Genomic DNA, 25,514 nt, shown 5'->3' with positions numbered 1-25,514 from the left:
CGCGCAGTTTGGGTGCACGAGGCTGCGCCCGTACCCTCATCCGGCCCTTCGGGCCACCTTCTCGCAAAAAGGGGGCCATGGTCCCGATGGGAGAAGGGAGCGCTAGCCCCCTGCCGCCGGGAGAGGGGTTGGGTGAGGGTGCGGCGCGAAGCGACTCGCGCCGTTTGGGGCACGAGGCTGTGCCCGTACCCTCATCCGCCCCTGCGGGGCACCTTCGCCCGATGGGAGAAGGGAAGAGCCTCGCGCAAAGGCGCCGCTTGCGCGCATCCGGCACAATGCCCAATACATGCCCGCCCCGTCCGCGCCCGATTTCCGGCTGTATCCGTCCAACGCGCTGGATACCCTGGCCGCCCTGCTCGCCGAAGAACTGCGCCGGCCGCCGCCGGAGCAGCCCTTGCTGGCGCCGGAGGTGGTGCTGATCCCGCAGGTGGCGATGCGGCGCTGGCTGCAGTCGACGCTGGCCGCGGTGCACGGGGTGGCGGCGAACCTGGAGTTCCTCACCCCCGGCGAGTTCGTCGCCCGCGCGCTGGAGCGCAATCTCGGCGCGGCCGCCGACGACCTGGACATGGCGACCATGCACTGGCGCCTGTACGCGGCGCTGCAGGGCGACCTGGGCACCGATACGGCACTGGCGCCGCTGGCTGGCTACCTGGCCGACGGCGATGCGCTCAAGCCGTGGAGCCTGGCTGGCGAGCTGAGCAACGTGTTCGAGAAGTACCAGGCCTGGCGCCGCGACTGGCTGCTGCGCTGGGAAGGCGGCGCCGACCCGGACGATCCGCAGGCGCGGCTGTGGCGACGCATCGCCAGCGGCCGCGCCTACCGCGCACGGCGCATCGGCCAGTATCTGGACCGCTACGCGCGGCCGGACGGGCCGTTGCCGCAGGGCCTGCCGCGGCGCCTGTTCGCCTTCGCGGTGCTCAACATCTCTCCGGACGTGCTGCGCGTGCTGGCCACGCAGGCGCGCGCCGGCACGCTGCACTTCTATTTGCCGACCCCGGCGCAGGGCTACTGGGGCGATCTGCAGACCCTATGGCAGCGCCGCCGCGAGGGCGGGGCGGTGGACCTGTTCGCCGAGCAGGTGCAGGAGAATCCGCTGCTGCAGGCCTGGGGCGCGGCCGGGCGCGACTTCATGGCGCTGATCGGCGACTACGAGGTGGTGCATCCGCTGGCCGAGATCGCGGTCTATGCCGATCCGCTGGAGTCGGGCCGGCGCGCGCTGGCCGGCGGCGGCCTCGGCGACAGCCTGCTGCGGCGCATGCAGAGCGACCTGTTCCACCGCCGTGCGCCGGCCCGGCCGGCGCCGCTGGCCGCGGTGGATCCGCACGATCCCAGCGTGCAGGTGCACGCCTGTCACACCCGCCTGCGCGAACTGCAGGTGCTGCACGACCAGGTGCGCGCGCTGCTGGACGACCCGCGCTTCGAGCCGCCGCTGCAGCCGCGCGAGATCGCGGTGCTGTCGCCGGACATCGACCCCTACGTGCCGTACCTGGACGCGGTGTTCGGCGGCCATGCCGGCGACGACGCCTTGCCCTACGCGCTGGCCGACGCCAGCCCGCTGGCCAGCGAACCGCTGGCCGAAGTGTTCCTGGCGCTGCTCGGCCTGCCGATCGCGCGCTTCGGCCTGCACGAGATCCTGGACCTGATCGCCAGCGCGCCGATCGCCGAGGCCGCCGGCCTGGACGAGGCCGGGCTGGAACGCCTGCGCGCCTGGCTGCACGCCGCCGGCGCGCGCTGGGGCCTGGACGCGGCGCACCGGCAGCGCCACCAGGCGCCGGCCGACGACGCCTATACCTGGCGCTTCGCCCTGGACCGGCTGTTGCTCGGCCACGCCAGCGGTGCCGAGGACGACATCGACGGCGTCGCGCCGTGGCCGCAGCTGGAAGGCAGCGCGCTGGCCGCGCTGGACACGCTGCTGCGCCTGCTGCGCGTGCTCGACCGCCACCAGGCCGCGCTGGCCGAGCCGATGCCGCCGGCGCAGTGGCGCGAAGTGCTGCTGGGCCTGCTGGAGGCGCTGCTGCCGCAGAGTCCGTCTGCGCCGCGCCAGCAGCGGGCGCTGGAGCGGCTGCGTGCGCTGATCGACCAGTTCGCGCGCGACGCGGCCCGTGCCGACTACGCCGACGCGGTGCCGGCCGAGGTGGTGCGCGCGCACTTCGCCGCGGTGCTGGGCGAATCGGACACGCGCGCGCCGCTGCTCACCGGTGGCATCAGCTTCGGCCGCATGGTGCCGATGCGGCTGCTGCCTTTCCGGGTGATCTGCCTGCTGGGCATGAACGACGGCGATTTCCCGCGCCGCGATCCGGCCGCCGGGCTCAACCGCCTCACCGCCGAACTGGGCACCACGCGCCGCCGCCACGGCGACCGTTCCACCCGCGAGGACGACCGCTTCCTGTTCCTGCAGCTGTTCGCCTCGGCGCAAGAGGTGTTCTACCTGAGTTACCTGGGCGCCGACGCGCGCGACGGCAGCGTGCGCGAACCCTCGCCGCTGGTCGGCGAGCTGCTGGCCTGCGCCGCCCAGTACCACGCCGACCCGGCCGCGGCCGCGGCGCTGGTGGTGCGGCATCCGCTGCAGCCGTTCGCCGCGGCCGCGTTCGGCGCCACCGGTGCCGAGGACGCCGATCCACGCCGCTTCAGCTACCGCCGACAGTGGCGGCCGGCGGTGGACAGCCTGGTCGGCCAGCGCCAGCCGCTGGCGCCGTGGATCGACGCCTTGCCGGCCGCGGCCGACGACGCGCTGCCGGCGCAGCTGTCCATCGATGACCTGCGCCGGCTGCTGGTCGATCCGGCCGGGCAGTTCCTGCGCCAGCGCCTCGGCCTGCGCCTGCCCGATCCGGCGCAGGCCGACAGCGACCTGGAGCCGCTGCTGGCGCCCAGCCGTGGGCTCGACCAGTACGGCCTGCAGCAGCAGGTGTTCGACGCGGTGCTGCGCGAGGACACCGAGGCCCTGTACGAGCGCCTGCGCGCCCGCGCGCTGCTGCCGTCCGGGCCGTTGGGCCGGCGCCAGCTCGACGAGCGCGTGCGCCAGTTGCGCCCGTACGCCGAGGCGTTCCGGCAATGGCGCGGCAGCGACGACGCGCCGCTGGCGCCGCGGCTGCAGGTGGACCTCGACGGCACCGCACTGCACGGCCGCCTGCCGGGCTGGTACGCGCCCGGCGTGGCGCGCGTGCAGGTGGGCACCTTGAGCGGGCGCAGCGCGGTCCGCCACGGCCTGGAATGGCTGCTGCTGCGTGCCGCCGGCGAACAGGTGCCCTACGTGCGCTTCTTCGACCACGACGACAGCCTCGGCCCGCATCCGATGGACCGCGAACCGCTGCCCGCCGCCCAGGCGCAGCAGGCGCTGGGCGAACTGCTGCAGCTGTATCGCCACGGCCGCCAGGCGCCGCTGGCATTCGCGCCGTACAGCAGCTGGAAGTACTACCAGGCCGTGCGCGCCGGTGATTTGGACAAGGCGATCAAGGACGCCGCCGCGCAGTGGCAGGCCGGCTTCGGCTGGAGCGAGGCGGACAGCCCGGAACTGCGCCTGGTCGGCCGCGGCCGCGACCCGTTCGCCGATGCGCAGCGCTTCGCCGACTTCGCCGCCACCAGCCAGCGCGTGTTCAGCCTGCTCGAACAGGGCGAGGCCGGCCCCGCGCTCGATCCCGAACGGCTCAACGAGAGTTGGCAGCGCTGGCGCGGCACCCAGGAGGACGCCGAATGAGCGCCATGCCCGACCGCGACCCCTACCTGCAGCTGCCGCTGCACGGCGTGCGCCTGATCGAGGCCAGCGCCGGCACCGGCAAGACCTTCACCTTGGCCACCCTGTTCACCCGCCTGGTGGTCGAACGCGGCCTGCGCCTGGGCCAGATCCTCGCCGTCACCTTCACCGAGGCCGCCACCCAGGAACTGCGCCGGCGCATCCGCGAGCGCCTGGCGCTGGCGGCGACGCTGGTGCCGGACGCCGATGGAAGCCTCGTAGGAGCGGCTTCAGCCGCGACAGAAATCGCAGAAGACCCGTCGCGGCTAAAGCCGCTCCTACAACAAGACCCACCCGACGTCGCCCTCACCCGCGCCATCCTCGCCGCGCACCTGGCCACCAACACCGAAACCCCGACCGCCCTGCGCCGCCGCCTGCAGCAGGCCGCCGAGGACATCGACCTCGCCGCCATCTTCACCATCCACGGCTTCTGCGCGCGCGTGCTGCGCGAGCATGCGCTGGAAAGCGGCCAGGCCTTCGCCGCACCGCAATTGCTCACCGACGACCGCGAACTGCTGCGCGACGTCGCCGCCGACCTGTGGCGGCAACGCGCGGCCGATCCGGCGATGGCCGAGGACCTGGTGGCGCTGTGGCCGGGCGGGCCGGATGGCATGGCCATCGATCTGCGCGAACTGGTGCGGCATCCGACGCTGTTGCCGGCGGCGGCGGCGCCTGTACCGGATCCATCGGCCGCACGCGACGCGGCCGCACGTGAATTGGTCGCCGCGCTGGATGCGCACGCGGACCAGGCCTACGATGCCATCGCTGCCGCGTTCGACAGCAAGGTGTTCGATGGACGCCGTGCGCGCCGTCCAAGTTTCGACAAGGCGTTCGAGCAACTCTGGATGGGCAGTGCCGAGGCGCACTGGGTATTGGACGAACGGAGCCACCTCGACAAGCTGTTGCCGTCGCGATTGCGCGAATTTTGCAAGGACGGAATGCAGGACCGCGTTCCGTCCTCACCGTTGTTCGCCGCATTGGATGCTTGGCGACAGGCAGATGCACAGGTACGCCATTGGCAGATGCAACGTCGCATCCGCCTGCTGCACGCGCTGCGTGCCGACGCGGCGGAACGGCTGGCGTATCTCAAGCGCCAGCGCCGCGTGCAGACCTACGACGATCTGGTCGAGGGCGTGGCGCGCGCGCTGGAAGGCCCGCACGGCGATGCACTGGCGCAGCGGCTGCGCGCGCAGTACGCGGTCGCCCTGGTCGACGAATTCCAGGACACCGACGACCGCCAGTGGACGATCTTCCGCAAGGTGTTCGCCGCAGAGACGGCCGGCCCCGCCGCAGCGCAGGGCGATGCGATCGCGTCATCGCTGCTCGCTCCGGATGACACGCCGCCGCTGCTGGCCCTGATCGGCGATCCCAAGCAGGCCATCTACGGCTTCCGCGGCGGCGACGTGCGCACCTATCTGGCCGCCGCCGCGGACGCCGAACGCGCGCCGCCGCTGTCGCACAACTTCCGCTCGCGCCCGGCGCTGCTGGCGGCGATCGACGCGCTGTACGCGCAGGCCGGCTACGCCGAGGCCTTCCTCACCGACGGCATCGCCTTCCACCCGGTGCAGCCGGGCAGCAAGCGCGCCGATGCCGATCTGCAACGCGGCGGTGTGCCGGCCCCGGCGCTGACCGTGTGGCGCGCGCCGGAACCGCCGCCGCCGCCGGCCACCGCCAAGGGGCCGGGCAAGCCCAAGCCGTGGAACGCCGGCCGCGCCCGCGAGTTGTGCACCGCCGCCTGCGTGGCGGCGATTCGTGGCTGGCTGGCCGAGGCCCGCGAGGGCAGCGCCAGCTTGCTCGGCCGACCCGTGCAGGCTGGCGACATCGCGGTGCTGGTGCGCAGCCACGGCGAGGCCACGCGCATCCAGCAGGCGCTGGCCGCCGCCGGCATTCCCGCGGTCGCCGCCGGCCGCCGCAGCCTGTTCGCCACCGACGAGGCGCTGGAACTGCTGGCGCTGCTGCAGGCGCTGCTCGACCCCGGCGACGACGGCCGCCTGCGCGCGGCGCTGGCCACCGTGCTGATCGGCGAGGACGCCGCGGCCATCGCCGCACTCGACCACGACGGCGAGCGCCACCGCCGCTGGCAGCAACAGGCGCTGGACTGGCGCGAACGCTGGCAGCGCGGCGGCCCGCTGGCCCTGATCGGCGACCTCGGCGCCGCACACGGGCAGCGCCTGCTGGCATTGGTCGATGGCGAGCGCCGCCTCACCAACTACCTGCAGCTGGCCGAACTGCTGCAGGAAGCCGACACCCGAGCGCTCGGCCCGCATGGCCTGGTCGACTGGCTGGCGCGTCACATCGCCAATGCCGACGACAGCGACGAAACGCAGCAGTTGCGCCTGGAGTCGGACGCGCGCCGCGTGCAGATCGTCACCCTGCACAAGAGCAAGGGCCTGGAGTACCCGCTGGTGTTCTTGCCGTATGTCGGTATAGGTCGGAAATCGCCCGAACAAAAGCCGGGAAAGCGCGTGGCGATTCACCGGGACGGCAAACGTTGTTTGCACTGGCCGCCCGATCAGCTCGATTCCACCGAATGGAAAGCGGTGTTGGAGGAATGGAGGGAAGCGCAAGATGCCGAGGACGCGCGCCTACTCTATGTCGGCCTGACCCGCGCCGAGCATGCGCTGTGGATCGCCACCGGCCACTTCTTCAAGCACGACGCGACCGCGCTCGAGCCGATGCTGCGCGACCTCGACGCCTTGCAGGCCACCGCCGGTGTCGGCGCGGTCGCCCTCGACACCACGCCGCCGCCGGCACAACTGCCGCGGCTGCCGCCCGAGCCGGCACCGCCAGTGCCGCCGGCGCGCGTGCCGCAGCGGCGGGTGCTTCCGGAGTGGTGGGTGTACAGCTTCACCCAGCTGGCCAATGCCGACGCCGGCAGCGACCCGATGGCCAGCGCCACCGTGCCCAGCAGCGGCGGCAGCGACGAGCCCGCCGCAAGCGAGCCGGTCAGCGCCGCGGTGGAGGTGGACATGGTCGACCGCCGCTTCGTCGGCAACCGCTTCGGCGTGGCCATGCACGACGTGTTCGAGCGCTGCGACTTCGCCGCCTGGCGCGGCTGGCGTCCGGGCCAGCCGGCGCCGGCCGGGCAGGCCAGCGCCATCGTCGAAGCGCTACAGCGCGGCGGCTACGCCGAGGACGAACTGGAAGACGGCACCGCCATGCTCACCGCCCTCGTCGGCAACACCCTCACCGTGGCGCTACCCGAAGGCACCTGCCTGGCCGCGGTGCCGGAGGAGCAGCGGCGCAACGAAATGGAGTTCCACTTCGCCATGCGCCCGACCCGGGTCGATGCGCTGCTGGCGCTGCTGCATCGCTTCGGCGTGGCCGGCGAGCGCCAGGCGTTCGGCGCGCGGCAGCGCCTGGAGGGGCTGATGACCGGCCTGATCGACCTGACCTACCACCACGATGGCCGCTGGTACGTGCTCGACTACAAGTCCAACCGCCTGCCGGCCTACGACCCCGACGCACTGGCGCGGGCGATGGCGCACAGCGAATACACCTTGCAGGCGCTGATCTACACCGTGGCGCTGCACCGCTGGCTGCGTTTCCGCCTGGGCGAGGGCTACGACTACGCCCGCGACTTCGGCGGCGTGCGCTACCTGTTCTGCCGCGGCCTCGACGCCGCACGCAACCCATCGCCAGGCGTGCACGCCTGGCGTTTCGACCCGGACCTGATCGAAGGCGTCGACACCCTGTTCGCCGGTGCCCCGACCGAGCCCCTCTCCCCCCGGCGACCGCAGGAAGTCCCCGTGGGAGAGAGGGGTTGGGGTGAGGGTCCGTCCGCCCACGGAGCCCCAACCCCGTGAGCCAATCCAACCTCCTCGCCACCCTCCACCGTACCGGCACCCTGCGCACGCTCAAGCCCCTCTCCCCCCGGGAGAGGGGTAGGGGTGAGGGTACGTCCGCTCACGGAGTCCCCACCCCGTGAGCCAATCCAACCTCCTCGCCACCCTCTACCGCACCGGCACCCTGCGCACGCTGGACCACGCCTTCGCGCACAGCCTGGCCCGCCTCGACCCCGACACCCCCGACCTGGTCCTGGCCGGCGCCGCCCTGGCCTCGCTGGCAGTGGCCAGCGGCCACGCCGGCCTCGACCCGGCGCGCGCCAGCCTCCTGCTCGACACCCGCGACGGCGCCGCCCCCGCGCTGCCCACCGCGGACGACTGGAGCCGCGCGCTGGCCGCCTCGCGCTGGGTCGCGCAACCCGCCGCCGAGGACGCCGCCAGCCCCGACTGCCCACTCGTACTCGAACACGGCCTGCTGTACCTGCGCCGCTATCGCGAATACGAACGACGCCTGGCCCTGGGCCTGCGCCGCCTCGCCGCGCAGCCGCTGCCGCACAGCGACCCGTCGGCCCTCGCCCCCCTGTTCGCCCAGCTCTTCCCTCTCCCCCCGGGAGAGGGTGCCCGCAGGGCGGGTGAGGGTACGGCCGCCGCCGACCCATCAGACCGCCAAGCCCAAGCCGCCGCCCTGGCCCTGCGCCGCGCGCTGCTGCTGGTCACCGGCGGCCCAGGCACCGGCAAGACCACCACCATCGCCCGGCTGCTGTTGCTGCGCCTCGCCCAGGCCCGCGCCGCCGGCCTGCCGCCGCCGCGCATCGCCTTGGCCGCGCCCACCGGCCGCGCCGCCGAGCGCATGGCCGAGAGCCTGCGCGCCGCGGTGGCGCGCGCGCTCGCCGACGGCGTCGACCCCACCCTGGCCGAGGCACTGCCGGCCGGCGCCAGCACCCTGCATCGCCTGCTCGGCGTCATCCCCGACCTGCCGCGCTTCCGCCACGACGCCGACAACCCGCTGCCGTTCGACCTGATCGTGATCGACGAAGCCTCCATGGTCGACCTGCCGCTGATGTGCAAACTGGTCGAAGCCGTGGCCGATGGCGCGCAACTGATCCTGCTCGGCGACGCCGACCAGTTGCCCTCGGTGGAAGCCGGCGACGTGCTCGCCGCGATCCTGCAGGCCGCCGGCCCCGGCGACGCGCTGCAGCCCGACGACGCGCAGGCGCTGCAGCCGCTGCTCGGCCACAGCGCGGTCGCGCACGACCACGCCGGCCTGACCGGACACCGCGTGCACCTGCTGCGCGGCTACCGCCAGGCCCAGGATTTCGCCCTGGCGCCGCTGGCCGATGCGGTGCGCAGCGGCGATGCCGATGGCGCATTGCGCCTGTTGCGCGATGGCCAGCTCGCCGGCGTGCATTACCACGACGGCGTCGACGACCCGCTCGCCGCCGGCGGCGACGCCCTGCTCGCGCACTGGCGCGCCCTCGGCGACGCCGACGACCCGGCGCAAGCCCTGCGCACCGCCGCGCGCCTGCGCCTGCTCACCGCCGTGCGCGCCGGCCCGCAGGGCGCGCGCGGGCTCAACGCGCGCATCGAGCAGTTGCTGGCCGAGACCACCAGCGGCGCGCGCCGCCTCGGCGCCGCCTCGCCCTGGTTCCACGGCCGCCTGCTGCTGATCACCGAGAACAGCTACCGCCACGGCCTGTTCAACGGCGACGTCGGCATCTGCCTGCGCGACGCGCAGGGCACGCTGGTCGCCTGGTTCGACGGCGCCGGCGACGGCCAGGTCCGCGGCTTCCACCCTGCCGCGCTGCCCGCGCACGAGAGCGCCTTCGCCATGACCGTACACAAGGCCCAGGGCAGCGAATTCGACGAAGTCTGGCTGCAGCTGCCGACCCGCGACGCCCGCGTGCTCAGCCGCGAACTGGTCTACACCGGCATCACCCGCGCCCGCCGCGCGCTGCACATCGCCGCCAGCGAACCGGTACTGCGCGCCGCGCTGGCGCGGCATGCGGCGAGGATTTCGGGATTGGCGTGGCGGTTGGGTGGGGCGGAACTGAGTGTCGATCCGCAACCACCGCCACCACCGCCGCCAGCGAAGGATGAGCCAGTCCCGAGCCAGGGCTCTTTGTTCTGACTGCTCCGGGCGCGTTGCAACGCGCCCCTGATTTGTTTGCAGCAGATGTCTTTGAAAACGCCGCTTATCGGGCGCTGTGCGGCCCGCGCGCCACACTGAACAAGAGCCAGCACAGAAGCGCGCGCAGATCTCTGGCTCGATCGTCCGTGACGCTGTCGGCTTGGCCGACCCGCACCGCGCGCAGGCATCCATGCCATGCCACGCGCGCCACGCACGATGGCGAGAATGCCGCCAACCGCCACGCGCGAGCGATGGAGCAGGCGGGCGTTCTCGCTCACCACCACGCGCTCGTACGCAGGCCTAGATCGCCATGACCCCACCATCGATGAACAGTTCGTGCCCCGCGATGAAGCTGGACGCGTCCGAGGCCAGGAACAGCACCGCTTCGGCGATCTCCTCCGCGTCGCCGAGACGGCCGAACGGGATCATCTGCTTGAACGCCGCCTCGGCCTCTGCATTCGCTTCCAGGTAGGTCTGCATGGCTGGCGTGTGGACCATGCCGGGCGACACCACGTTCACCCGGATACCGCGGCTTTTCAGGTCGGTCGTCCAGGTGCGCGCGAAGGAGCGGATGGCCGCCTTCGTCGCGCTGTACACCGATAGCGCGCCGATTCCCTTGCTGCCCGCCACCGAGCCCGCCAGGATCACCGCGCCGCCGGTCGTCATCAGCGGCAGCGCCTTCTGCACGGTGAAGACCGTGCCCTTGATGTTGGTCGCCAGCAGGCGCTCCAGGTGCGCGACGTCGATCTCGCCAAGCGCCGCCGACTCGGACACGCCCGCGTTGGCGAAGACGACGTCCAGCCGGCCATGGTCCTGCTGGATGCGCGCATAGAGCCGATCCATGTCCTCGGGAACGCCGACATCGCCCTGCACGCCGACTGCGCCGCCACCGATCTCCGCCACGGCGGCGTCCAGCCGGTCCTGCCGGCGCCCGGTGATGTAGACCTGCGCGCCTTCCCGCGCAAATGCTTTCGCCGTCACCAGGCCGATGCCGTCGGTGCCGCCGGTGATCGCGACCACCTTGCCCTCGAATCGCTTGTCCATCTCGCTTCCTTTGATAAGTGGAGGATTGCTCCACTTACTATACGGAGGTAGCCTCCGTTTCCACAAGCCACGCCGGAAAGCCCCGTTGACCGCCGACACCCCCCTGCGCGCCGATGCCCAACGAAACCGCGAGCGCCTGCTCGCGGCGGCCGAGGAGGTGTTCCTGGAGCGCGGCGCCGAGGCGTCGATGGAGGACGTCGCCAAGCGCGCCGGCGTGGGCATCGGCACGCTCTATCGGCGCTTCCCCACGCGCGAGTCCTTGTTCGCCGCGGCCTACAGCGGACGCTTCCTGTCGCTCGCCGCGGCCAGCCACGCGCGCGCTGGCACGCTCGATGCGCTGGCCGCGCTGCGCGCGTATCTGGAGGAGTTGGCGCTGCATACCAGCGTCTACCGCGGGCTTGCCGCCTCGCTCGGCGCGGTACTGCAGAGCGGCACGCCGGGCTGCGAGGCCGTCAGCAAGGAAGGCCAGCAGCTATTGCGGCGCGCGCAGAAGACCGGTGTCGTCCGGCGCGACGTCTCGTTCGACGATCTCGTGGTCGTCGCCACCGCGACCTCGCTGGCCACCGAGCAGCTCGGCTCGCCGAAGACGCGCATCGCGCATCTGATCGGGCTGTTCGTGGAAGGCATTGCGGCGCCCGCGCCGCGGGCCTAGCCGGTGGACCCGCGGCGCGCGGGCAGGGCTTCAGCGATGCCGCCGGTGTTATGCGTGAGGTCCATCCGCAAGCCGGCAAGAACCGCAGAGATCCGCGCTCGTGCGCGTCAGACGCTGCCCCGAGTGCAAGCAAGACGACGCTGCGCGCCGCGCTGGCGCAGCACGCAGTGCGGATCTCACTGTGGGCGTAGCGTCATCCGGGACGACACACGCCGGTGACGCGTTTACTTGGCCGGCACCCGCTGGTACTCGTCGCTGCCGGTGTTGAGGTGCCCATCGGCCTCGTCGATGGCGAAGTTCACCGTCTCGCCGTCGTTGCTCACCTGCAGCACGCCGTCCTTGTAGATGGCCGGGTAGCTCTCGGTCTTGGGCTTGCGGGTGAAGAAGCGCGGGGTGGTGTTGCGCACCATGAACGACTCCCCGTTGCGCTCGATGTCGATCGTGTCGTCCTTCGACTCCACGTTGACCCAGTGGCCGACGAACTTCTCGCCCTCCACCCGGGCGCAGCCGGTCACCAGCATCGCCGCGGCCAGCGCCGCTCCCATCCACTTCGTCATGTCCCCGCCTCCGGTGTTGGAATCGGGGCGAGGATGCGGTGGGCTGGATGTATGGGAGGTCAAGATTCCGGGGAAGGACGGAGCCGCAGAAATCCGGTCGGCGGGCTGGAACGCCCACAGCGCTTAAGAGGGGGATGCAACCTGCGTTGTTGCGGCCTTGTCCATCGCTCTGCTACGCATTGGGCTTTGCCCGTATGCGCTTCCGTGTGCGCTCGCAACAACACCATGCAGGCGGCCTCTACAGAATCCTGTAATCAATAGTGAAAGGAGCCGGCCCTGGGCTTTTCCGTCAACGACGTGGTGCCTTTCACCCTGGCGCGCGCCGGTCTCTCCGAACTGGCCGACCAGGCGAAGGCCGGCGCCGAGAAGATCATCACCAAGAACGGCGAGAGCTACGTCGCGCTGATCGACGCCGACCGGCTGGACTACTATCACCGGCTCGAGCGCGAGCGCATCCACCTGCTGTTGCTCGACGATGCGAAGCGCGGCCTGGCCGACATCGCCGCCGGTCGCACGGTCGATGCCGACGTGGCCATCGGCCAACTGCAGCAGCGGCGTGCGCCGATCAATACACCTGACGAGGTAAGCCGAGGCAAGCGCGCGGCCAAGAAGCAGGGTTGACCGTTGCATCGCGTCGAACGGAGAGCTTCCTCACGTGTCTCGACGCGATCGAAACGTTTTCGCTGGGCTGTGGGATGGTGAATGAAAATGGCAGCTTAGGATTTCTGCCTGGGTCATCCGCGACTTGTAAGCGGCTTTAGGCAGAGCGCTTAAGAGAGCTTATTGTCTGTGTGGATAGAATATTGGACTTCTTTTTTACTAAACTTGGCGCCGAATGCGTAATTACTCTGGTTGTGTCGGTTTCGTGCTAAACCATCGCATAAGTTACTGTCTTGAATCTTTTGGAAAGTTCGCGATGTAAGCGCATTAATCCGCACTTCGCGAACATTGGTAGTAGGTGAGCAGGTTTTCCCATTGATACCAAGCATATCTCCCATTCGCTGCTACGGGGCGGATTTTTGATCCAATCAATAACAGCTGCCGGATGATTCTTGGCCATTGTTAAAGTTAGGGCCTCTATGTAGCCCTTGTTGATTCCAAAAAACAACTCGCTTGTTCTGCGTGCTTGTTCATAAAGGTGGCTCATTCCAGCTGAGGAGCTCGGATTCTTTACAAAATAGAGAATCTTTTGGGTGTGATCCGCGAAATCACAAAATTCGAACTTTGACTGATTGCCGCCATAATGAACTATCCTTGCATCCATATGCAATAGATGAGGGGCAACAGCACAAGCATTGAGGTTGTAATTTTTTTCATCATCTTTCTGATTCCATGCAGGCGGAGGATAAGATGGTGGTTGAAGTTCTTTCAAAAATGATGATATCTTTTTCTCTAAGTTGGGGGACGCCTTATACCATTTCCCTGAGAATATTAAAAAATGTCCATTTGAGCGAGATATGTCAAAAGAAAAAGATTCTTTGGCAGAAATTTTCGTCTTAAGCATGCTCGTGGACGCATCCACTACATTTATGAAACTTTTTGACGCCATTTCGAGTGTCGGTATAATTCCCTTTAATGATGACACCCATTCGGAATAGTTCAGTGACCACGACTTTGTATGATGCTTCTTTGCCCATCTGCCATGGGAGAAATAGATATCTTGGTCAAAAGTTTCCAGTGACGAAGGAGGTGCCATCGTTATTTTATTTGATTTGTTGCCATTGGCTATTTCCATGTCCAATTCACTCTCTAAATCGATAATCTCGTCTTTTGAGGTTACGGAGATAAGATTGTCAATATCAGGGAACTTATTTTGATAGCCGTAACCCAGAAGTTTAGTGGTTTCATACAATGAACTAGCGAGGCTGCTGATTTCAGCATCAAATCGAAACGCCGCTCCGCCTCTAATATTTCCGTTAAGTAACTTTCTCCGACCAATCCCCTCAATTGAAAAAACTAGATCGCGGTCGCTTTCGTAGTTAAACGAGTAAAGCTTGGCGTTGTTTGGAGATCTCTCTATTGATCGATGCCTTTTCGCAAGAACTTGCTCGGACCGAATTTGCTTGAGGTCATCCTCTTCGAGAATATTAAGGGCGACGCGTCTACCGAAGTCATGTTCTATCCAGTCACCTTTTAGCTTCATCCAAGCATGGCCGAAAGTCACTGCGAGAAGCTTCTTGCCGATCCTGCACGACATGATTCCAGCCGGACTCTGTGACTTCAAGTTGGAGACTGCATGGCTTGGTACAAGTGATTGCGATATAGTATTCGCCCAGGCAGGGGTTTTTTGATGATCCTCAATGGGATAAAAATAGCCATTAAGCCCGCCGGACAAAACAAATCCGTTGCCTAGTTCCTTAAGGAGTCTAAGGAAATCAGGATAGCTACTTTTCCTGATAAGGAAAACGGTTATAGTGATAATTTGCAAGATTTAATCTCCCGGGAGACGAAATATTGGGTCATGTTCCGCGGCAGCGTGGGAATTGACTGCAGCCAGTGAAAGCTTCGCCTGCATGCCTATTGATTCGTCGTACAAGCGTGCTCCCACATCGCCTGCAGGCAGCAGTTGCTTCATTTTGAGCGTCAATCGCAGGGGATAAAACCGACTCGCTATGACGCACGAAAGAGGAATCAGCTGCGCTGTTTCGCCGCATTGCCTGAATCATCCTCAGTAACCGCTCACCACTAATCAGTTCGATCGGCTTGCTTTGCGCAAACCGTCGGGCATCATTCGTATAACTGCCAACACAAACAATCTTCACCGCATCGGCCTGGTGGTGCGCCATCAATCCAAACATCTCGCGCACGACGCTGACGCCGACCTGCTGGCGCTTCCACTGTTTGCATTGCACCAGGGTGCGGCGGCCGTCCTTGCGCAGGATCAGGTCGATGCCGCCGTCGGCGCCGCCGAGGCCGGTTTCTTCTACCGCGTAGCCCTGGCGGCAGAAGGCTTCGCCGACCAGGAGTTCGAACTGGCGCCAGCCGCCGGCGGCCAGGCTTTCCAGGGTGGTGCGCGTGTCCAGCAGGCGGCGGCGATGCCGCGTCTTGAGGAATGAGGCGAGCGCCGCCATCCAGCAGAGCAGCAGCAGGATCCACGCCATCGGAGCGAATGCGCCTTCCGCTTGCTGGGCAAGGGCCTGCGACAGCGCGCCGTCGTGGCGGGAGAACCACCAGGGGATGCCGTCGCGCACGGCGAGCAAGCCGGCGATGCCGGCCATGATTCCCGATGGCCACGGCAACGCCGCCAGCGCGTCGAATCCGGTTTTCCCCTGTCTGCGTCCCATGCGACCCCCGTCCCCGGATCGACCATAGACCTGTGCGCGGCAGATGTCTGTACTGTTAACTGCGTCGTCTACGAAGCGAGACACACGTTGCATTTACGGCTAGGTGGTGGCGTCGCGATCGATAGCCGGATCGCCTGCGCGATCGGAGAAGCGACGTGTGCGGCAGCGTTCTCAGACCCTCCTGTCCGCCGCCCGTCGCCGCCTTCCGTGGCGCCGAGACGTCCATGCTAGCGTCGCGCTGCCGAGGGTCCGGCGCAGCGTGGGACAGTGATGAACAGTGAGCCGACGCGACGCCACACTGCGGCACCGCGCACCAAGCTCGTCGTGCGACTCGCCTGGTGGCTACTCTGGTTCGCCCTGGCCCTTTTCGCCGCGGAGTTCGTCCATTCGGTCTATCTGAAGTACGCGTCGCTGCAGTCGCCGGCCTATGCGATGTTCATGACCCGCCGCGAATGGCTGTGGTGCCATCTCGGTGGCGGGGCGGTCGGCCTGTTGCTGGGGGCGCTGCAGTTCGCGACGCAGCGGTGGCGGCGCTGGCCGCAGCTGCATCGTTGGGTGGGGCGGGTGTATTTCGTGGGGATGGTGGTGGCGATGATCGGGGCGGTCGGGCTGATCGCGACCTCGCCGGCGCCGCCTTTGATCCGGGTGGCATTCGCGGCCACGGCGCTGGCGTGGCTGGTCACCGGGTCGGTCGGGCTGGTGGCGATCTGGCGCGGGCAGGTGCTGCGGCACCAGCGCTGGATGGTGCGCGCTTATCTGGCGACGCTGGCGCCGGTGGTGTTCCGCTTGGCGTTGCCGTCGGCGATCGGCCTGGGCCTGACGCCTTCGCCGGGCTTGATCGCGCTGCTGCTGTGGGCCAGTTGGGTGGTGCCATTGTCGGTGTATGGCGTGGGTCGCGCGGTCGCCGATGCGCGGGGTCGACGAAAGCTGATGTCGATGGTGCCGCGTGGAGCCGGTCTCGGCGCGGGATGATGGCCAGGTGTGTGGAATCGTGTGCCGGCCGGTGATTGCCGCTGCCGGTATCGCCACGCCGACTTGCCGTCATCCAATCCCGAGTCAGGTGTGCCAGCGCTCGCGCACGCGCTGTCGCGCAGCTCCGCACAAAGTACGGTCATCGTCGTCCCAGCATCGGCGCCGGCATCGTGCAGCGCCTGCACCCCACAGAAAAACACTGCCACGCCTGCGCCCAGGCGTGGCAGCCAGCGGGACGGACGATCGCAGGCGCCGGGGGAGGAATGCGCCTGCGTTATCGTCCGCCGCGACCTCAGCGGAGCTTGTCGAACAGTTGCTGGCGCACGGCGATGGCGCAGGCGTCTTCGGTCGCCAGGTGCTCCAGCGCGCTGTTGTCGCTGGGCTTGCCGGTGCCCAGGTCGAGCACGGATGCCTGGTTGCTGCCGCGGGCCTTGAACGCGGCGATGGCGGTGGTGGCGTTCTTCAGCGGGACGGTGGCGTCGTTGTCCGAGCCGCACAGCAGGGTCGGGGTGCGTGGCGCCCAGTCGAGCAGGTCGTTGCGCTCCAGGTCGCGTAGGAACGGGTCGTTGGCGTTGCTGGCGAAGTCCTTGTAGAAGCCGGGCTGGAAGTACTGGCGGATCTTGTCCACGCCCGGCAGGGTGTCGCCGAGCACCAGGTCGGTCAGGCTCTGGTTGCCGGGGAACAGCTTCTCCACTTTCTTGGCCCACGGATCCTGGAACACCTGCGACGGGTCGAGGTAGAGGTTCTTGTAGGTGTGCTGCATGCCGACGATGGCGTAGCTGGCCAGCACGATGCCGAAGGTGTTCTCACCCACCGCGTTGCGGCCGCTCCAGCTGTCGCGGAAGGTCTGGCTGAGCGCGTACGGGCCGGAGATCGGCGCACTGGCGACCAGGTTGAACTCGTTGGACAGGTGCGCTTCGATCTCGCGCTGGGTGGCCATGGCGGCATGCCCGCCCTGCGAGAAACCGGTCAGCATCACCTTGCCCGACAGCGGAGTGTTGAGCCGCTGCAGCACCTGGCGCGCGGCGCGCATTGCGTCGATGGTGGAACTGGCCTCGGACGCGGCGTGCAGGTAGGGGTGGAACGCGTAGGTGGACTGGCCGATACCGAGGTAGTCGCTGCTCACCACCACGTAGCCCTGGGTGGCGAGGTGGGTGACCATGGTGTCGTCGCCCTTGTCGTCGCGGATCTCCTTGGCCTGCTCGGCACGGCGCTGCGACTCTGTGCCCTGGCTGTAGCTCACCAGCGGGAACGGACCGGGGCACTGGCTGCCGCCCGGCACCAGCAGCGCGGCCGACGCGGTGGTGGGTTCGCCATCGACGCCGATGGTGGCGTAGGTGAACTCGGCCACGCGCACGTCGCACTTGGCCTGGTCGGGGGATTGGTCGTTGGCCAGCAGCGTGGCGATCGCCTGGTGGGTGTAGCTGGTCAGGACATTGCTCTTGAGCACGGTGCCGCGCGCCGGTGCCGCCGTGGCGGCCAGAGGCAACAACGCGCCCGCGAGGCCGATGAGGGACAGTGCGTGCAGTGCCAGCCGATTCCGCTGTGTGACCATGGAAACATCCTCGTGTCGAATCCCGGTCGCCCGGGGGGTGGGGGAGGGCGCAGACGCTACTATGTCGTCCGCATTATTTTTACGACACGGCGAGATAATGTTTATCTGCGGTATTGATTCGCATCGCATGCGACGGCATTGCGCGACATATCGCGCTGGAAAAATCCGCGATCCATCGATGCCGCGGCGTGCGCTGCGCCACAGTGGCAACGAGGAAAGGATGAAACATCCGCATGGTTTCGCGTGAATCCAGCCGAATTCGCTTGTTTCGGCTGATGGCGTGTACGTTGCAGGAATTTGTCTACGCTTCTGGAGCGGAATTTTCAGAAGTTAATAATCTTGATTTTAAGATAATCGAAGATAGGCGGGAGATAATCGCGTGGGATGTTTCGATGATTGTCCGAAACCATGGATTTGGTGGACGCCGCCAGGACAAGGGCAGGACACCGTCGATGCCATGCAGGTCGCGCTGTGTCTTGTCCGTCGCCATGCGTGGTCGCGATGGAGCCCGCAGCACCGGACAAAAAAGCCGGCGGACCTTTCGGGCGCGCCGGCGTCGATCGACCGTCCTGGCCCGCGCGCGAGCCAGCGGAACAGCGTCAGCGCACCTGGTACAGCACGGTGGCGCCGGGCTTGGGTTCGAACGCGGGCACCGTTTGCTGCTTCAGCGGGGTGCCCTTGGCGTCCCACACCAGGGTGTCGGGCGGGTACTCGTCCTTGCGGGTCATTGCATCGATCTGCTTGACGATCACGCTGGAGCCGGCGGCGACCTCGGGGTTCCAGGCGAAGACGCCGAGCCTGCCGTAGAACACGGCCGGCGCGGCGGCATCCAGGCGCCGGTCGGGGCACATCACCAGGCCGCGGTCGAGCATCACCCGCAACGCGCCCACCGGCACGGCCTTCACCGTCGGCGACGTGCGCTCGGTGCTGTGGCCGGGGCAGACGTTGGCCGAGCGGGTCAGCATGTTCTCGGCCACCTGCCGGTCGGACTGGGCCAGCGCGGGCAAGGCGACGGCGGCGAGGGCGAGTGGTGCGAGGGGGAATTTCCAGGGCATGTCGAGACTCCTTCAATGGAGGAAAAACACCGGGCCCGGCGGACCCTGCAAAGCGGGGGACAGGCGGCCGCAGCGGCGCGGGCCGACTCTAGCAACCGTGTCGGCGGCGAATGCAAAGCGGGCGTGAGGGCGTTGGGCGGTGGTGGTCGGGTGCGCGGGGCGCCGACCGTTCGTCTCTCCTTGTGGGAGGGACTTCAGTCCCGACTGCAACGAGATCGGATGGCCGATGGCTCCGGCTCGTCGCGGCTGAGTCCGCTTCCACAAGGGCGGAACCTTTGCTTCCTGTGTAGGTACTGATTGAAGCGCTGACCGCTGGGTCATCCTTGTAGGAGGGGCTTCGGTCCCGACCGCGGTGAGGTTGAATATGCCGATGGCTCCACTCGTCGCGGCTGAAGCCGCTCCCACAGGCACGGAACCCTTGCCCCGGTGTAGGTGCTGACGCCAGCACTGAAGGCTGGTCGCTCCTTGTGGGAGGGACTTCAGTCCCGGCTGCAGTGAACTCGGATGCGCCAATGGCTTCGCTCGTCGCGGCTGAAGCCGCTCCTACAGGCGGACAGCCCGGGCTTTTTTGCAAGCCCTGACGATAGCGTTGAAGGCCGGTCACTCATTGTGGGAGGGACTTCAGTCCCGACGCAGTGAGGTTGGACGCACCCACCGCCTCCGCGCACAGGCTCAGCGATACGGGCCCGGCCCGCGCCAGACCAGTTCGCCCTGGTGGTAGACCTGCAGCATGGTGATGACTTGGCGGGCGTCGCCGATGCTCTTCAGCTCCGGCGAATCCGGCGGCAGGGCGCGGCACTTGCCGGAGCCGCGGGTCAGGGCGATCTCCAGGGGGCAGACCATGCGGTACTCGGTGCCGGGCAGCAGGATGAACATCTCTTTCATGCCCTGCTGCTGCCAGGTGCGCAGCTGGCTCTCGCTGCCCAGGTCGTAATAGACCAGGTAGCCGCCGACCTCCAGGCTGGGCTGGGCCGCGTCCATGTCATGGCGGTTGCCGCGGCTGCCGGGGCCGGCAGCCAGGCCGCTGTTGTCCGGCGCGGTGTCGGTGTCGAGGGCGCCGGGCGGGCGCCCGGTCCAGGTCTGCGGACGGCGCTCGGTCGGCGGCGGCGGATTGCTGTCGGCGGTCTGCGCCGGACTCGGCGCCGGGGCGTCCGCGGGCGGGGTGGGCGCCGGCGGTGCCGGACGCGGCTGCGGTACCGGGGCCGTGCGCGGGGTGTCGGCCGCCTTCGGCGTGTCGGCGCGATCGGGCGGCGGCACCGGGTCGTCGGACTGCGCGACCAGGGTGGATTGCACGGTGGTGGTGGCGTGGTGGCGCTTGGGCGTGGCGGACGCCGGCGGCGGGCTGGGCTTGGGCGGCAGCGGCTTTGCCGGCTTGTCGCTTTCGCCAAGGAAATCCACGCGGATCCGGCTGCCGCCGGCCGCGCCCTGCGGCGTGGACATGGTGGGCTTGGCCGCATACAGCAGGGCCAGGGCCATCAGCACGTGCAGCAGTGCGCTGAGCAGCCAGGCGATCCAGCGCTGCCAGCGCTCGCTGCGGGTCTCGGCGGCGACGGGCGCGCGGTGCGACGCGCGGCTCATGCCGTCGCGGCGCCGTCGGGGAGGCCAGCCTTCATGCGGTTCCGGGGAGGGGGCGAACGTGGGAAGCCGCCATCGTACCGCCTGTGTCGGCGCTGGCCATGGCAGCCGGTGCGACGGCCGGCATCAGCCGACACCTGCCGTTCACGCGCTGGGTCGCTGCCGGCCCGCGGCGGCCGCGGCTCGCCCGCGCCGCGAACCGGCGTGGGAAACGCGGCGGCGCGGCTCCCGCAGGTCAGACGTAGGCGCCGACCTTGAACACTTCCACCGCCTGGGTGAGCTGCGCCGACTGCTCTTCCAGCGAGCGTGCCGCGGTGCTGGCTTCTTCCACCAGCGCCACGTTCTGCTGGGTGGTCTCGTCCATGCGCGCGATGGTCTGGTTGACCTGCGCGATGCCGTTGGCCTGTTCGTGCGAGGCGGCGGAGATCTGACCCATGAGGTCGGTGACGTGCTGCACGCTCGCCACCACCTGGTCCATGGTGGCGCCGGCCTGGTGCACCAGCGTGGCACCGTGGGCCACGCGTTGCACCGAGTCGTCGATCAGGGTCTTGATCTCCTTGGCGGCACCGGCCGAACGGTGCGCGAGCGTGCCGACTTCCGCGGCCACCACCGCGAAGCCCTTGCCCTGCTCGCCGGCGCGCGCGGCTTCCACCGCGGCGTTGAGGGCGAGGATGTTGGTCTGGAAGGCGATGCCGTCGATCACCGCGATGATGTCGGCGATGCGCTTGGAGGCGGCCTGGATGCCGGTCATGGTGTCCACCACCTGGCCGACCACGTCGCGGCCTTCGCTGGCCACGCCGGCCGCGCCCAGCGCCAACTGGTTGGCGCGCAGGGCGTGCTCGGCGTTCTGCTTCACGGTGGAGGTCAGTTCCTCCATCGAGGCGGCGGTCTCTTCCAGGCTGGTGGCCTGCTGCTCGCTGCGCTTGGCCAGTTCCTGGTTGCCGCTGGCGATGTCCTCGGCGGCGAAGCCGATGCTGTTGGTGGTGCGCTGGATGTGCGCGACGATGTCGGTGAGGCGGTGCACGGTGCTGTTGGCGTCGTCGCGCATGGCGGCGAACACGCCGTGGAAGTTGCCGCTCATGCGCACGGTGAGGTCGCCGTCGGCGATGCAGCGCAACAGCGCTGAGAACTTGGCCAGGTTGGCGTCGGCGGTGGCCATCATGGTGTCGAGGTTCTCGACCATGCTGCGGAAGGCGTACTCGAACTTCTCCGGCTGGCCGCGGTGGGCGAAGTTGCCGGCGCAGGCGGCTTCGGCCAGGGTCTGGATCTGCACGTTGATGGCGTGCAGGTTCTGCTTGACCTGCTGCATCGCCGCGGTGATCGCGGCCTTCTCGCCGGGGTAGTGGGCGATGTCCTGGCGGAGGTCACCGATGGCGTAGCGCCCCATCACCTCGGTGATGCGCAGCTGGGTCTGCACGTGCGCATCGACCACGGCGTTGGTGTCGGCGACCATACGCCCGTACTCGCCGGGGAAGCGTTGCGCGTCCATGCGGTAGCTGATGGCGCCGGCATCGTGGCGCGCGGCCATCTCGCGCTGCGCGGAAATCACCTCGTGCAGGCGCCGTTGCATCTGCTGCATGGCGCGCAGCAACTGCCCGGCCTCGTCGTGGGTGGTGGCCATGTCCGGGCTGCTCAGGTCGCCGGCGCCGATGCGCTCGGCCAGGCCCAGCGCCTGCCGCAGCGGCCGCACCACGCGGCGGGTGAGCAGCAGGGCGATCAGCGTGCCCAGCAGCAGCGCCAGCACGGTGCAGCCGACCATCAGCAGGGCGAAGCCGCGTGCGGTGGCCATCGCCTGCTTGGCGGCCTGGCGGTTCTTGGCTTCCTGCAGGTCGATGAAGGTGTTGATGCTGGCCAGCCAGTCGACGAAGGCCGGGCGCGCCTGCTGCAGCAGTAGCGCCTGCGCCTGCACGGTGTTGCCGGCATCGCGCAGGCGCCGCACCTGTGCGATCAGCGGCATGGTGCGCGCTTCGATGCCCTGGATGCGCTGCAGGATGGCCTTCTCCTGGGCGTCGGTGGAGGCGGCGAGCAGGGCGTCGAGCGGCTGCGCGGCGCGTGCGTAGTCCCCGGCCAGCTTGTCGATGGTCTGTTCGGTCGCCTGCCGGCTGGCCGCATCGTCCAGCAGCACCACGTCGCGCAGGGCGATGGCGCGGTCGTGGACGCTGCCGCGGAAGTTGATCGCGTAGCGCTGCTTGACGCTGTTGACCTCGTTGATCGCGGTGAGCCGCCGGTCGATGCTGTGCACGCGCTGGATGCCGACCACGGTGAGCAGGACCATCAGCACGATGAGGGTGAGGAAGCCGAGCGCGAGGCGCTGGCCGATGCGCAGATGCGAGAAGACGTGCATTGGAGGTGGGGGAGGGGCAGTGGAAGGATCGACGGTGGGTGACGGTGGACGGGCCGGAGGGTTGCCGGTGTCCGCTACGCACGTTCGGCATGCGCCACCCCGCGTCGGCGTGGAAATAGCGGCGACACGCAGGCGAACTGTAGGTGCGGCGCTGCATGGCCCGATGCCGGATGCGCAGAACGTGACGTGGGACAGGTCTGCGACGGCAATGGTGGTTGCGATGCGCACCTGGCCGAGCATCGCTGCCCGCTGCCCGCTGCCCGCTGCCCACGCGTGACCCGCGGGATCGTCTGCTGGGCATCTCCAGTAACTGCACAAGCGCTACCGTCGCGGCTGAAGCCGCTCCTACGAAGGTGGCACGACATGTCCGCTCGAGTCGCGGCAAAGCGAGTTATTAGAGGCGCCCTGCAGTCGTGTGCTGCCTCGCGGATGGCGCCGTGCCCCGCGCAGGTGCGGACCCGGTTCGAGCGCATCGCCAGCACCTGCGACATGCTTGCCGTGGGCAAGCGGCGGGTCTGCTGCTTCGACCGCTCGGGCCTGTATAGCAAGGCCTTCGCTGCGCCACAGGCGCAATGAAGGCGGTGGGGCGTGCGCCTGGCGCATGCGGCGTCGCGACAAGATCCTCGCAACGGCCTGCCTATACTCCGTGACGTCCATCCATGAGGCCCACCGCATGAGTGCATCTCCCTCTCCGACCGCCGCCTCTCCGAACGCCGCCGCCGCACCGGGCAGCCTGCGCCGCTCGGTGTCCAACACGCTCAAGGGCTCGGCCGGCAACCTGGTGGAGTGGTACGACGTCTACGTCTACTCGGTGTTCGCCACCTACTTCGAGTCGCAGTTCTTTTCCAAGGAGGACAAGAACGCCACGCTGTACGTGTGGGCGATCTTCGCGGTGACCTTCCTGATGCGGCCGATCGGCGCCTGGTACTTCGGCCGCTTCGCCGACCGCTACGGCCGCCGGTTGGCGCTGACTGTGTCGGTGTCGGTGATGGCGGCCTGCTCGTTCCTGATCGCGGTGACGCCGACGGTGGCCAGCATCGGCGGTGCCGCGGCGATCGTGCTGCTGCTGGCGCGCCTGCTGCAGGGCTTCGCCACCGGCGGTGAGTACGGCACCAGTGCCACCTATATGTCCGAGGCAGCGATTCCCGGGCGGCGCGGCTTCCTGTCCTCGTTCCACTACGTCACCCTGGTTGGCGGTCACGTGCTGGCGCAGGCGGTGCTGTTCGGCATGCTGCACTTCTTCGACAAGGGCCAGATTTCCGAATGGGGCTGGCGCGTGGCCTTCGGCCTGGGCGGCATCGGCGCGCTGGTGGTGTTCTGGCTGCGGCGCACGATGGACGAATCGCTGACCTCAGAGTCCATCGCCGCGGCCAAGCAGGGCAAGGACACGTCCTCCGGCTCGCTGCGCGAGCTGTTCGTGCACCAGTGGCGCCCGCTGCTGCTGTGCTTCCTGATCACCGCCGGCGGCACCGTGGCGTTCTACACCTACTCGGTGACCGGGCCGAAGATGATCCAGACCGCCTTCGCCGGTGACGACCTGATGGCCGGCACCATCATCAACCTGGTCGCGCTGACCGTGCTGATGCTGATGCAGCCGGTGGGCGGCTGGCTGTCGGACCTGGTCGGGCGCAAGACCCTGCTGGTGTTCTTCGGCATCGGCGGCGTGCTCTATACCTGGTTCCTGGTGCTGGAACTGCCCAAGCAGAGCGACTGGCTGAGCGCGTTCGCGATCCTCACCGCCGGCTTCGTCATCCTCACCGGCTACACCTCGATCAACGCGGTGGTGAAGGCCGAGCTGTTCCCCACCCACATCCGCGCGTTGGGCGTGGGCCTGGGCTATGCGTTGGCCAATTCGGCCTTCGGCGGCACCGCGCCGCTGCTGTACCAGGCCTCGCTGAAGACCGGCCACGTCACCACCTTCGTCTGGTACGCCACGGCGGTGATCGCGGTGTCGCTGGTGGTGTACATGTTCTTCCTGACCAACAAGGGGTCCAACTGGCTCGACCACGAGGGCGAGATGCACGCGCGCCGGCGCTGATCGGCGCAGCGCCGGCCCGGGCGGTGCACGCGCCGCCCGGGCGTGGCACAGGCGGACGCTGAACGGCGCACCCCGTGTCGGCCGGGTCGCCCCGCCGCCCGGGCGCCGCGCATGCGGCGGCTGCCAGGCGACTCGGGTACCATGCAGCCCCCTTACGGGCGTTCCCCCCATGGCCGATTCCGACAACAGCTCCACTTCCCCGGTGACCCAGGCGCAGGCCGAAGACGCAGTGCGCACCCTGCTGCGCTGGGCCGGCGAGGACCCCACCCGCGAGGGCCTGCTGGACACCCCGCGGCGCGTGGCCGAGGCCTATGGCGACTGGTTCAGCGGCTATCGCGCCGACCCGCGCGAGTACCTGCTGCGCACCTTCGAGGAAGTGGCCGGCTACGACGAACTGATCGTGCTGCGCGACATCGAGTACGAAAGCCACTGCGAACACCACATGGCGCCGATCATCGGCAAGGTCCACGTCGGCTACCTGCCGCGCGGCAAGGTGGTGGGCATCAGCAAGCTGGCGCGCGTGGTCGAGGCCTACGCGCGGCGCTTCCAGGTGCAGGAGAAGATGACGGCGCAGATCGCCCAGTGCATCCAGGACGTGCTGCAGCCGCTGGGCGTGGGCGTGGTGGTGGAAGGCGCGCACGAGTGCATGACCACCCGCGGCATCCACAAGCGCGGCGTCAGCATGGTCACCTCGAAGATGCTCGGCACCTTCCGTGAGGACGCGCGTACCCGCGCCGAGTTCCTGCGCTTCATCGAGCGCGTGCGCTGAGTCTGCGGATGCGGTGGCGGTCGGTT

16 protein-coding genes and 1 pseudogene are annotated in these 25,514 nt (G+C 68.3%); 9 read left to right on the top strand and 8 right to left on the bottom strand.

All coding sequences use genetic code 11. The features are described from left to right. Positions 1-286: 286 nt before the first annotated feature. From recC to recD, 3 genes are all read left to right on the top strand, one after another. Entirely contained in the window at positions 287-3,694 is a 3,408-nt protein-coding gene (gene recC, locus GGR71_RS20035) for an exodeoxyribonuclease V subunit gamma (RefSeq protein ID WP_160962010.1), read from the top strand. Then, positions 3,691-7,536: an exodeoxyribonuclease V subunit beta gene (gene recB / locus GGR71_RS20030; RefSeq protein WP_160962008.1), complete on the top strand. Its 3,846-nt coding sequence runs from the start codon at positions 3,691-3,693 to the stop codon at positions 7,534-7,536. Before recC ends, recB begins: the two co-directional genes overlap by 4 nt. A gap of 118 nt (positions 7,537-7,654) precedes the next feature. Continuing rightward, positions 7,655-9,643, top strand: coding sequence for an exodeoxyribonuclease V subunit alpha (recD, locus tag GGR71_RS20025; protein WP_184452262.1), 1,989 nt, complete (start codon positions 7,655-7,657; stop codon positions 9,641-9,643). Between the two features lie 300 nt (positions 9,644-9,943). On the opposite strand, the gene GGR71_RS20020 is transcribed toward recD, so the two are convergent. Then, positions 9,944-10,687 carry an SDR family NAD(P)-dependent oxidoreductase gene (locus GGR71_RS20020; protein WP_160962004.1) on the bottom strand — a complete coding sequence of 248 codons (744 nt, stop codon included), beginning with the start codon at positions 10,685-10,687 and terminating at the stop codon, positions 9,944-9,946. A gap of 85 nt (positions 10,688-10,772) precedes the next feature. Here GGR71_RS20020 and GGR71_RS20015 point away from each other — a divergent pair, with 85 nt between their 5' ends. Beyond that, a complete protein-coding gene (locus tag GGR71_RS20015) occupies positions 10,773-11,339 on the top strand; it encodes a TetR/AcrR family transcriptional regulator (protein WP_160962002.1) in 567 nt (188 codons plus the stop codon). Positions 11,340-11,563: 224 nt separating this feature from the next. Here GGR71_RS20015 and GGR71_RS20010 read toward each other — a convergent pair whose 3' ends face one another. Continuing rightward, positions 11,564-11,896: a hypothetical protein gene (locus tag GGR71_RS20010; protein ID WP_152236469.1), complete on the bottom strand. Its 333-nt coding sequence runs from the start codon at positions 11,894-11,896 to the stop codon at positions 11,564-11,566. 297 nt (positions 11,897-12,193) lie between these two features. Between GGR71_RS20010 and GGR71_RS20005 the strand changes: the two genes are divergently transcribed. Next, complete coding sequence (locus GGR71_RS20005) at positions 12,194-12,517, top strand: type II toxin-antitoxin system Phd/YefM family antitoxin (protein ID WP_456362645.1); 324 nt, start codon at positions 12,194-12,196, stop codon at positions 12,515-12,517. Positions 12,518-12,764: 247 nt separating this feature from the next. Here GGR71_RS20005 and GGR71_RS20000 read toward each other — a convergent pair whose 3' ends face one another. Both GGR71_RS20000 and GGR71_RS19995 read right to left on the bottom strand, forming a co-directional pair. Further along, positions 12,765-14,324: a TIGR04141 family sporadically distributed protein gene (locus tag GGR71_RS20000; protein ID WP_160962000.1), complete on the bottom strand. Its 1,560-nt coding sequence runs from the start codon at positions 14,322-14,324 to the stop codon at positions 12,765-12,767. A 31-nt stretch (positions 14,325-14,355) separates the two neighbouring features. Continuing rightward, complete coding sequence (locus GGR71_RS19995) at positions 14,356-15,180, bottom strand: restriction endonuclease (protein WP_160961998.1); 825 nt, start codon at positions 15,178-15,180, stop codon at positions 14,356-14,358. A 270-nt stretch (positions 15,181-15,450) separates the two neighbouring features. On the opposite strand from GGR71_RS19995, the gene GGR71_RS19990 reads away from it, so the two are divergent. Beyond that, positions 15,451-16,152 carry a DUF2306 domain-containing protein gene (locus GGR71_RS19990; protein WP_237474452.1) on the top strand — a complete coding sequence of 234 codons (702 nt, stop codon included), beginning with the start codon at positions 15,451-15,453 and terminating at the stop codon, positions 16,150-16,152. Positions 16,153-16,444: 292 nt separating this feature from the next. Here GGR71_RS19990 and GGR71_RS19985 read toward each other — a convergent pair whose 3' ends face one another. The 4 genes from GGR71_RS19985 to GGR71_RS19970 form a co-directional block, all read right to left on the bottom strand. Continuing rightward, entirely contained in the window at positions 16,445-17,707 is a 1,263-nt protein-coding gene (locus GGR71_RS19985; RefSeq protein WP_160961996.1) for an alpha/beta hydrolase, read from the bottom strand. 599 nt (positions 17,708-18,306) lie between these two features. Further along, a complete protein-coding gene (locus GGR71_RS19980; RefSeq protein WP_160961994.1) occupies positions 18,307-18,762 on the bottom strand; it encodes a hypothetical protein in 456 nt (151 codons plus the stop codon). Positions 18,763-19,434: 672 nt separating this feature from the next. Then, positions 19,435-20,340: a type II toxin-antitoxin system RelE/ParE family toxin gene (locus GGR71_RS19975; protein WP_184452259.1), complete on the bottom strand. Its 906-nt coding sequence runs from the start codon at positions 20,338-20,340 to the stop codon at positions 19,435-19,437. A 232-nt stretch (positions 20,341-20,572) separates the two neighbouring features. After that, on the bottom strand, positions 20,573-22,681 hold the full coding sequence (locus GGR71_RS19970) for a methyl-accepting chemotaxis protein (RefSeq protein ID WP_160961990.1): 2,109 nt from the start codon (positions 22,679-22,681) through the stop codon (positions 20,573-20,575). Positions 22,682-23,128: 447 nt separating this feature from the next. Here GGR71_RS19970 and GGR71_RS21255 point away from each other — a divergent pair. The 3 genes and pseudogenes from GGR71_RS21255 to folE all read left to right on the top strand — a co-directional run. After that, a pseudogene (locus GGR71_RS21255) lies at positions 23,129-23,257 on the top strand (YdeI/OmpD-associated family protein); the annotation flags it as partial. Between the two features lie 97 nt (positions 23,258-23,354). After that, complete coding sequence (locus GGR71_RS19965; protein WP_160961988.1) at positions 23,355-24,719, top strand: MFS transporter; 1,365 nt, start codon at positions 23,355-23,357, stop codon at positions 24,717-24,719. 169 nt (positions 24,720-24,888) lie between these two features. Continuing rightward, complete coding sequence (folE, locus tag GGR71_RS19960) at positions 24,889-25,488, top strand: GTP cyclohydrolase I FolE (RefSeq protein ID WP_160961986.1); 600 nt, start codon at positions 24,889-24,891, stop codon at positions 25,486-25,488. Positions 25,489-25,514: the final 26 nt, after the last annotated feature.

The sequence above is a fragment of the Xanthomonas sp. F1 genome (assembly GCF_014199855.1).
Note: the sequence above shows the minus strand (reverse complement) of the source record. Positions and strands in the feature narration are given on the sequence as shown.